We start from the raw sequence: 6,255 nt of genomic DNA on the forward strand, positions 1-6,255 counted from the left end.
AGCACTTGCCCCATCGCGCGCAGGGCCGGGAGCGACCCCGGGACGATGGCGGCCAAGCCAAACGCTTTGTGCGTCCCGACGACGTATTCGACCGGACTCTTTACCAACGCGCGGTACGCGCGTTCGGAGTAGAACACGTTGCTTTGCAGCAACGTCGACATCACCGGCGCCAACGTATAATCGTGGCGATGAATCAGCGCGGCCACCTGCTCGATGAGTTCGGGTTCGGGATTGCCGTAAACGAACGCGCTTAAGAGCTTCTCCGCCCAGAACTTCGGGCAAGCGGCCTGCTGGTAGATGATATTCACGATGTCGGTGCCGTCAAAATTGCCGCTGCGGCCTAGAAACGTCTTCACGCCGTCGTCGTGGATCCGCCGATTATCGAAAAACGTTCCGGCTTTGCGATTCAGGCTCCAGCCGGTGAAGGCGCGCGCCGATTGGCGGACGTCTTCTTCCGTATAATTCCCGTGCCCGAGCGTGAAGAGTTCCATCAACTCTCGGGCGTAATTTTCGTTCGGATGGGCTTTATTGTTCAGCGCATTGTCGAGGTAGAGTAACATCGCCGGATCCTTGCTCACCGCAAGGGTCAGATCGCGCAAATTTCCAAGCGCGTTCGAACGATAGAGCTGGTTCTGTTGCCACACGTACGTCGGCCACACGCCTTTTTGAATGGCGGCGGTCGTGAAATGGCCGTGCAGAAAGAACGTCATCTTCTCTTGCAGCGGTGCCGGAGTGGCGAGCATCCGGCCGAGCCACCAGTTTTGGAGCGAGAGAATCGAGCGCACCATCTCGCGACGGATGCTCTGGCGAGCTTGACGCTTGGCCGTGCTATCGGCTCCGCGTAACTCGCCGCGCAGCGCAAAAATCGCCGCGCGCGGGTCGTACACGTCCGGCGGCGACGGAAGCCGGCTCGTATCCGCGAAGTGCGTTAGCGTTTCTGCCGCAAAGCTGGGCGACATCGCTGCGTACCGCGCGATCTCTTGCGAAGTGCCGCCGAAACCGGCGCGGCGCAGCAAGTGCGCCGCCGAGCGCCGATCGAGCGCACCTCGATAGGGCGCGAGCGCGTTCGATACCTCGATATGCCCGGCCGGGCGGACCTGTGCGGTTGCGATCGTAGCCATAGTGCTAGAGTAACGGAAGCTCGCGGCGTTGTATCGCCCTCGCGAGCAGGTCTAACGCGCGCTTAAGCTGGGGTTCATCGTTTCCTTAGGGAGAGGCCCGGCGGGCAGGCCGCCGAAATGCGCGGCCGATGGCCCTGATAGAATCGCGCCTCGACCGGCGCTCCGAATCCTTCGCGAAGAATGCCTCGCGCATCGAGGGTTTGGTGGACGACCTCCGCGAGCAACTGCTCGCCGTCCGCTCCGGCGGCGGCCCCGAAGCGGTCGCCAAACATCGTAAACGCGGCAAACTCCCGGCGCGCGAGCGCATCGATCGGCTGATCGACCCCGGTTCCGCATTCTTGGAGCTCTCCGCGCTGGCGGCGAACGGTATGTACGGAGGCGATTCGCCGGCCGCGGGCGTCATCACCGGTATCGGCGTGGTGGAAGGGCAACACTGCGTCATCGTCGCCAACGATGCCACCGTCAAAGGCGGCACATACTACCCGATGACGGTAAAGAAGCATCTGCGCGCGCAAGAAATTGCCGAGCAAAACCATCTTCCGTGCATCTATTTGGTGGATTCCGGCGGCGCGTTTCTCCCGCTGCAGGCCGACGTGTTTCCCGATCGCGACCATTTCGGGCGGATTTTTTACAACCAGGCGCGCATGTCGGGCAAGCGCATTCCGCAGATCGCGGCCGTGATGGGCTCGTGCACCGCGGGCGGCGCGTACGTCCCCGCCATGAGCGACGAAACGGTGATCGTCAAAGGCAACGGCACGATTTTCTTGGGCGGACCCCCGCTCGTCAAGGCCGCTACCGGCGAAGAGGTTACGGCGGAAGAGCTCGGCGGCGCCGACGTGCACACGCGTATCTCGGGCGTAGCCGATCACCTCGCCAACGACGATATCCACGCGCTGGGCATCGTCCGCGAAATCGTCCGCAACCTGCACCGCGAATTGCCCAAGCAATGGGACCGCCAAGAAGCACGCCCGCCGAAATACGATCCGCGCGATATTTACGGCATCATCCCGTCGGATAGCCGCACCGGGTACGACGTGCGCGAGGTCGTCGCGCGCCTGGTCGACGATTCGGAATTTCACGAATTCAAAGCGCGCTACGGCACCACGCTCGTGTGCGGGTTCGCGCACATCGAAGGCCACCCCATCGGCATCATCGCCAACAACGGCATCCTGTTCAGCGAGAGCGCGCTCAAGGGCGCGCACTTCATCGAACTCTGCGTGCAGCGCGGAACGCCGCTGCTCTTCCTGCAGAACATCACCGGCTTCATGGTCGGCAAAGCCTACGAAAACGGCGGCATCGCGCGCGACGGTGCGAAATTGGTGACGGCCGTCGCTTGCGCCGAGGTGCCGAAATTCACCGTCGTCATCGGCGGCAGCTTCGGCGCCGGCAACTACGGCATGTGCGGGCGCGCGTATTCGCCGCGCCAGCTCTGGATGTGGCCGAACGCGCGCATCAGCGTGATGGGCGGCCCGCAGGCGGCCAGCGTGCTCTCCACCGTAAAGGGCGCCATGACCGACGACGAACGCCATAAGTTCGAAGCGCCGATCCTCGCTAAATACGAGAGCGAAGGCAACCCGTACTACTCCACCGCGCGGCTCTGGGACGACGGCATCATCGACCCGCTCGATACCCGTCGCGCGATCGCCATCGGTTTGGATGCCGCCGCAAATGCGCCGCTCCCGACGACGCATTACGGCATCTTCCGCATGTAATGGCAGCGCCCATCGCAAGCGCGCGGAGCGCGGTCTTTCTGTCGTATGCGGGCATGTGCGCGATCTGGGGAACGACCTGGCTCGTCATCAAAGTCAACCTGCATTACATCCCGCCGATCACCGGCGTCGGATTCCGATTCCTCATCGCAGGCTTGGCGCTGTACGCCGTCGCCGCGATGCGCGGGGAGCTACGGCGCTTCTCCGAGGTACCGTGGAAGCTGGTGCTCGTGCTTGCGGTGATGCTGTTCGGCTTAAATTACGTGCTCACGTATACTGCCGAGACACGCCTGGATTCCGGGCTTGTCGCGGTGCTGTTCGGGACGCTGCCGTTCTTCATGTTCGGCATGGGCCAAGCACTCGTAAACGAGCGCACGACGCCGCGCATCTGGGTGGGCGCGTTGGTCGCATTTGCAGGCGTGGCACTCATTTCGCTGGCTTCGCAAGTGCAGGGCTCGCCGCTCTACGCGCTCGCCGCCATCGGCGCCGCCGCAAGTTCCGCCTTCGCCAACGTCTACGCGAAGCGCCATTCGCGGCACGCACCGCTGCTCACGCTACCCCCCGCCATGCTGATTGCAGGCATCGCGGTCGGCGCAACCGGCATCGCCTTCGAGCACCCGAACTGGCACGCCGCATTCAGCGCGCCGTCGATCGTATCGCTGCTCTACCTTGCGCTCCTGGGGAGCGGCATCGCGTTCTTCCTCAACATGTGGGTGCTGCAACGGATCGCCGCATGGATCGTCGGGCTCTCATCGCTCATCATCCCGGTGATCGCCGTCGCAGTCGGCGTCGCTTTCGGCGGAGAGCATTTCACCCTACGCGAACTCGGCGGCTCGCTACTGGTAATCGTGGGCATCTTCATCGCCCTCTCCCAACACCAATCCGCCGCCGCCGTCATCCCAGCCGAATGCGAAGTCTAGCTCCGCGCGGTTAGCCCCGCGCTAGAACGCCGGAAAGCGTTTGACGTAGAGATCGAAATACCGCGGGGTCTCGACCCACTTTCCATTTCTATACGCGAGCGTCGCGGTCGCCTTCGGTTTCGTCGGGCAGCACAACGCCGCTTTCGGACCATAGTAGGGCCCCGTTAGCGACAGTGTATCGCCGTGCGTGCCATGCACGATTTTCGCCTGGAGTTCGCAGCCATTGTCCACGACCACTTCAGGCACGACCTTGCCGCTCGCGTTGTCGTATCCCAAAACCGAAATGTGCGCCGTCCCACAATCGGCGCCCGTCTGATGCGAGTGCACCACCAACTGTTGCACGCTGGGCTGCATCAATTCCGCCGCTCCGACAATGGAGAGATCTTGCATGGGAAACCACATGGAAGAACCTGGCGCCTCTTCAACAACGTCCAGCGGACCGCCGTTACCGGGCGAACGGTACTTGAGATGATACGTCGATCCGTCGATCGCGTAGATTGAAAGATACCACTGATAGAACTTCGTGCCGCTCGAGGCGCCCAGGTACTTTTTGCTCGCGACCCCGCGCCACTGGCTCTGCATCCCTTCGCCGCTCAGATACACGAGCTGACTCTGCGTCACGGTACCCGGCGCCTTCGGCACAAACGTAACATGCGGCGGTTCGGCCGCACGGCCCAACCCGACCAACCCGACGAGAGCAGCAACCGCAAGCATCGACGTAACGGCGGAACGACGCATAAACTTCTCTCTCCTAATACCGCGCACGATCGCGCAATATCGCGAAATGCGTCGTCGCCCGGAAACGTCCTTTCACCAAGCACGAGTACCCACCGCTATATTTCAGGAGCGTTCTGATTGCGTCTGTTTGGTGGCGGGGTAGGCTACGCCGTTGGGGCGGGGCCTGTGAGGGAGGAGCGGAGCCAGGATGGCGGGAGCGACGACGAACGGAGCAGCTTTTTTCACACGATGTGAAAAAAGCGGGCGTCCCCGTCCCAACGGTGTAGCCTACCCCGCCACCAAACACCCGCCACCAAACGCAATCCGCGGCAAGAAACGCGCTCGTCAAATGCCCGCGTACCATTCGTAGCCCTGGTCTTCCCAGTAGCCGCCGTGGCCGCCCTCGATGTTGGCAAAGCTGCCGACGACCTCGATGCGCGAGATCCACTTCGCGCTCTTGTAGCCGAGTTGCGTGGGAACGCGCAGGCGCACCGGGGCGCCGTGATCGGCATCGACGTCCGCGCCGTTGAGGCGCAGGCCCAGCAGCGCTTGCGGATGCATCGCCTGATGCATATCGAGGCTCTCGTAGTACTGCGTGCCCTGGTCGTCGCGGTCGAAGCAGTGGAAGACGACGTAGCGCGCATCGGCACGCGGTTGGGCGGCGGCGACGATGTCGCCCAGGCGGACGCCGCTCCATTTACCGATGACGCTCCATCCTTCGACGCAGTCGTGGCGCGTGATCTGCGTTTGTTGCGGCATCGCGCGCAATTGCGCGAGCGTATAGGTGGACTTGCGATCGACGGCGCCGTCGACGACGAGGCGGTAGCCGCGGAAATCACCGGCGAGCAGATCCGTATACCGCGCGCTGGTTGGGGTCGGCAGGCTGTCGATGCGATAGACGCTGCTGATCGCCGATTCGGGATACTCGCGGGCGAGGCCACGCGTCCCGATAAGGGCTTGATTGAGGCGCTCGGCCGAGCCCAAGAAGTGATGGAAGCCCGCATTGTTATTGAGCGCGGTGCCGATCGGCGAACACGCCGCGAGTGCCGACGAGATGCTGCTTGCGAGGAAGAGTTTACGATTCATGGGCCGACTCCGTCGTGTTCGCCCAAACGATACCAGCCGGTAACCATCGAGCGCATTTGGTTGATGAGGCCTTGCGTCGCCACTTGAAAGGTGTGCACGACGAAGAACCCGATCAGCAGCAGCATGCCGGCGAAGTGCCACAAGCGCGCGAACTGGCGCCCGCCGAAGAGCCACGTGAGCGGCGCGGCGATCGCATCGATGCCGGGCGAAAGCGCGAGGCCCGTGAGGACGACCAGCGGCGTGATCACCAAGCCGATCGATGTGTATGCGGCTTTCTGTAAGGGATTGTAGGTGCCGTGCGGCGGCGGCTCTTTGCGCAGCTTGAGGTAGTACGCTTGCATCGGCCACAGTTTCGGGATATCGCTCGGTCGCAAGATCATCTCGGCGAGATTGCCCTTCAGCGCGCTCGAGACGAGCCAGGCAAGCCAGCAGACCGATGCGACCCAGGCGAAGAAGAAATGCCAGCGGCGGCCGTCGGCGAGATCTTGGTAGGCCGGAATCGTGATCCACCCCGGGAAGGCGCGCGCGCCCTGCGAGCCCATGCCGTCGTCGGTCCAGCCGAGCCACCCGGTGGTGGTGAAGGTGTGGCCGAAAACCGTCGTCGTCCCGACGCCTTGGCTGGGCGAATCGATCGAAAGGACGCGGTGCGCGGGGCTGCTCTTATCCGAGGCGTCCAGATAGGGCGCGGCGTTGAAAATCTGC

At 63.1% G+C, this 6,255-nt stretch carries 6 protein-coding genes; 2 read left to right on the top strand and 4 right to left on the bottom strand.

The features are described from left to right. The coding region (locus tag VMW12_05585) for a DUF1800 domain-containing protein (GenBank protein ID HUZ49200.1) at nt 1–1,121 on the bottom strand (1,121 nt) is incomplete at its 3' end. Between the two features lie 128 nt (nt 1,122–1,249). On the opposite strand from VMW12_05585, the gene VMW12_05590 reads away from it, so the two are divergent. After that, nucleotides 1,250–2,833 (top strand): carboxyl transferase domain-containing protein, encoded by a 1,584-nt coding sequence (locus VMW12_05590; protein HUZ49201.1) that lies wholly within the window; start codon nt 1,250–1,252, stop codon nt 2,831–2,833. Further along, nucleotides 2,833–3,750 (top strand): EamA family transporter, encoded by a 918-nt coding sequence (locus tag VMW12_05595; protein HUZ49202.1) that lies wholly within the window; start codon nt 2,833–2,835, stop codon nt 3,748–3,750. The genes VMW12_05590 and VMW12_05595 overlap by 1 nt, the downstream gene beginning before the upstream one ends. A gap of 21 nt (nt 3,751–3,771) precedes the next feature. Here VMW12_05595 and VMW12_05600 read toward each other — a convergent pair whose 3' ends face one another. The 3 genes from VMW12_05600 to VMW12_05610 all read right to left on the bottom strand — a co-directional run. Beyond that, nucleotides 3,772–4,488 carry a hypothetical protein gene (locus VMW12_05600; protein ID HUZ49203.1) on the bottom strand — a complete coding sequence of 239 codons (717 nt, stop codon included), beginning with the start codon at nt 4,486–4,488 and terminating at the stop codon, nt 3,772–3,774. 324 nt (nt 4,489–4,812) lie between these two features. Beyond that, nucleotides 4,813–5,553 carry a molybdopterin-dependent oxidoreductase gene (locus tag VMW12_05605; GenBank protein HUZ49204.1) on the bottom strand — a complete coding sequence of 247 codons (741 nt, stop codon included), beginning with the start codon at nt 5,551–5,553 and terminating at the stop codon, nt 4,813–4,815. Continuing rightward, the coding region (locus tag VMW12_05610; GenBank protein HUZ49205.1) for a cytochrome b/b6 domain-containing protein at nt 5,550–6,255 on the bottom strand (706 nt) is incomplete at its 5' end. The genes VMW12_05605 and VMW12_05610, both read right to left, overlap by 4 nt.

The sequence above is a fragment of the Candidatus Dormiibacterota bacterium genome, from assembly GCA_035532835.1.
Classification (GTDB): Bacteria; Vulcanimicrobiota; Vulcanimicrobiia; order Vulcanimicrobiales; family Vulcanimicrobiaceae; genus DAHUXY01.